The sequence below is a fragment of the Prevotella sp. AM34-19LB genome, from assembly GCF_003468525.1.
In the GTDB taxonomy this organism is placed as follows: domain Bacteria; phylum Bacteroidota; class Bacteroidia; order Bacteroidales; family Bacteroidaceae; genus Prevotella.
This window is the reverse complement of record NZ_QSIG01000094.1, coordinates 1-3,472: the sequence shown is the minus strand read 5'-3', so window position 1 is coordinate 3,472 and position 3,472 is coordinate 1. Positions and strand designations below refer to the sequence as shown.

The following is a 3,472-nucleotide window of genomic DNA, read 5'->3' as shown; positions in this document are numbered from 1 at the left end:
AGCCATACCTCCCCATTTGGGTGAAATTTATCTTTCTTGGTATTACCATGAACAAAATTATCACCTCGATGAGTATTTTCTCGAAACTTTTTGTTAACTTTGCAGCCGAATCTTCAACTGCATCTTTAAAGATATCCATATATTGGTCAAGTCCTGTATTCATATAATTTTGCGTTTGTCGTGATTTGCAAAGTTACTGAAAATCAGCGACTTGACCAACTTTTTATAGTTAAGTTTTCATAAGCATTTCTTAATATAAGTTATTGATTTACAGACGATTAAATGTTAATTTAACGCAGTATTGATATAATAATGTATAAGAAATCATAGAATGGAAAAACTGAAAGATATCAGGGCGATAGCCTTCGATGCCGACGATACGCTCTGGGCATTGCAGAATTACTTTGAGGATGTAGAGCATGAATATTGCGAGCTTCTTTCTGCTTATGGCAAGGAGAAGGAGATTTCTGCAGCCCTCTTTGAAACGGAGAGTCGGAATATGGCTGACTTGGGATATGGCTGCAAGGCTTTCACCCTTTCGCTGGTAGAAAATGCCATCAGGGTGAGTCATGGTAAGGTGGAGGCGAATGTCATTGCTCAGATTCTGGATCTGGGCAAGAGTCTCCTGCATCTTGATGCCAAACCGCTGGAGGGTGTTGAGGTTACTCTTGCCCGCATCCGTGAAATGAGAGTAGGGCAGGAGGATGGTTCTTCCGGTGAAAGAAGATACAGGCTAGCTGTCTTTACCAAGGGAGAACTGATGGATCAGGAGAATAAGTTGTGGCGTTCGGGGCTGCAGCGCTATTTTGATGTGGTAAGTATCGTGAGCGATAAGAAGCCCGAGGCTTATCGCCGTCTTTGCCGGGAGATGGAAGTGAAGCCCGAAGAGCTTCTTATGGTGGGCAACAGCTTTAAGAGCGATATTGCGCCGGCATTGAAAATCGGAGCCTCTGCCGTCCATATCCCTTTCCATACTACCTGGGCGCACGAAAAGATAGAGGAGTTTGAACATCCCAACCTCCGCCGCATCTCCCGCTTTGCACAGCTGCTGGACATCCTGTAGCTTCCTTGGGGCAAGTTTCGCACAGATAATCTGCGCTAACGTGCTTTTTTCATACCATTAGCGCAGATTATCCGCGAATAATTTGCGCTAATGGGGATTTTTTATATCTTTGCAGAAGATAAGCTGCACTCGGCAATTTGAAAGCAAGCTTTCATTGCGCTCGCTTGCATTATCTTTGCGCAGAAAATAACGAAAGATATGGAACAGAGACTGATAGGAAGAGAAGCAGAACTCAAACTGCTCAATGAATATATAAACTCCGATAAATCAGAGTTTATCGCCGTCTATGGAAGACGACGTGTAGGCAAGACTTTTCTCATCAGAAAAGCCGTAGAGGATCATTTTGCCTTCTTCATGACAGGAATGAACGGAGTTGCCAAAGGCGAACAGCTTGTCAACTTCAGCATTGCCCTGCAAAAATATACCCACTCCACCACTCTGCAGACGTTCAAGAGCTGGCTGCTGGCATTCTATGCCTTGTCACAATACATAGAAACACTTCCGGAAGGCAAGAAAGTAATATTCATCGATGAATTGCCATGGATGGATACCGCCAAATCGGGATTCATACCAGCACTGGAAAACTTCTGGAACAGTTGGGCTGTACTGCGCAACGACATCAAACTCATCGTTTGCGGATCAGCCACATCCTGGATGATCAACAACCTGATTCGCAACCGTGGTGGCTTGCACAACCGACTGACCCATCATCTGATCGTAAAACCATTCACTCTGCACGAATGCGAAGAATACTTCAAGGCTTACCACTTCGGCTACAGCCGAAAACAGATAGCAGAATGCTATATGGTTATGGGTGGAATACCTTATTATCTGTCTATGATGGATAAATCGAAAAGTCTGGCACAGAACATCGACCAGCTGTTTTTCGCAGACAATGCAGAACTGAAAGATGAATTCAACGACTTATACAGAGCTTTGTTTAAGAAATCAGCCGGCCATATCGCCGTGGTTACTGCCCTTGCTACCAAAGGAATGGGTATGACCCGACAGGAACTGGTCAAAGCATCGGGAGGAAAAGATAACGGAGCCTTCTCTACTGTACTGGAAGAATTGGAACAATGCGGATTCATCCGTCTGTATGAACCATTCAGCACTACCAACAAGATGACTTCCGACATTCGCCAAAAGCGAAACACCTTATTTCAGTTAGTAGATTTCTATACGCTCTTCTACTTCCGGTTCATCAGACATAACAAGTATCAGGATTCCAGTTTCTGGTCATCCTCCCAGAACAGTCAGCTATACCATACTTGGGCTGGCTTGTCGTTTGAGATGCTTTGTCTAAACCATATAGACAAAATCAAACATGCCCTGGGAATTTCGGGAGTACAGACCTTGGTTTGCTCATGGCGAAGCAGCAACACAGAAAAGGGAGCTCAAATAGACTTGCTGATAGACCGGAAAGATGAAACCATCAACATCTGTGAGATGAAATTCTACAAGAGCGAATTCGAAATCAGCAAGGAATATGAGGAGAAATTGCAGGAGAAACTTCGTATCTTCACTGAAGAGACGAAGACTTCCAAATCGCTTCTCCTCACATTGATTACTTTTTTCGGATTGAAGCAGAACAAACATAGCGACATCGTACAGAAACAGATTACGATGAATGATTTGTTTATTTAAAAGATAACCCTAAAATGAAAGGGTGTGGCTTATGCCACACCCCACCTCAAAACTCCCACACTTACTTCTTCCCCTTCGGCGCCTTGCTGAATTTATACATCAAATGCACCATGGCATAGCTTGGCAGCGTATTGTTCCATTTCTCGGTCTTGCCCTGTCCGCCCACCTCATACACGGTGCTCGAGAGATTCTGAAGAATATCAAAAGCCTCCGCCTTCAGCGTCAGCTTGCCTTTGCAGAACGAACGGGCCAGCGAGGCATTCCATACCAGATCACTGGTGTTAAACGACTTCTCGCTGTAACCACGCCTACAATATTCCTTCAGGTCGGTAGAGAGCGAAATGCCCAGAGGCAAGGTGTAAGTCATGTTGCCACCATACTCAAAATCATAGGCATTCAATTTCTCGAAATTACTGCGGTCGCTCGTACCATGCTTCCACTCCACCTTTCCACCCAAGTTGATGCTCAACTTGTCTTTCTGATACTTGAAGTACAAACTGTTTCCCAACTCAGTTCTGAGCACATAGCAGAGCTGGGTAGAATTATCATCGTAAGCTATATCAAAATCCTTACGGCGCAAACCGTTAAACCACAGACGATAATCCAGACGGAACAATCTTGCCTTGTCTAGAGCCACACCATAAGAGGTCGTTGTCCAGAAATCCCAGTTGCCGCCACCACCAATATTATCACTCATATAGGTGTAGCCACCCGTCTGCGAATTATAAGTAGTGCGGGTACCCACAAGATTGTGATAGAAAT

The 3,472-nt window shown here is 44.5% G+C and carries 3 protein-coding genes; 2 read left to right on the top strand and 1 reads right to left on the bottom strand.

Going from position 1 to position 3,472, the window contains the following annotated elements; genetic code table 11:
• The first annotated feature begins 331 nt into the window (after positions 1-331).
• Complete coding sequence (locus tag DW830_RS15200; RefSeq protein WP_119250472.1) at positions 332-1,063, top strand: HAD family hydrolase; 732 nt, start codon at positions 332-334, stop codon at positions 1,061-1,063.
• A gap of 198 nt (positions 1,064-1,261) precedes the next feature.
• Positions 1,262-2,710 (top strand): AAA family ATPase, encoded by a 1,449-nt coding sequence (locus tag DW830_RS15195; RefSeq protein ID WP_119250471.1) that lies wholly within the window; start codon positions 1,262-1,264, stop codon positions 2,708-2,710.
• A gap of 61 nt (positions 2,711-2,771) precedes the next feature.
• Here the strand turns inward: DW830_RS15195 and DW830_RS15190 are convergent.
• Positions 2,772-3,472 (bottom strand): outer membrane beta-barrel protein (locus DW830_RS15190; RefSeq protein ID WP_147487288.1); only part of this gene is annotated, 701 nt, incomplete at its 5' end.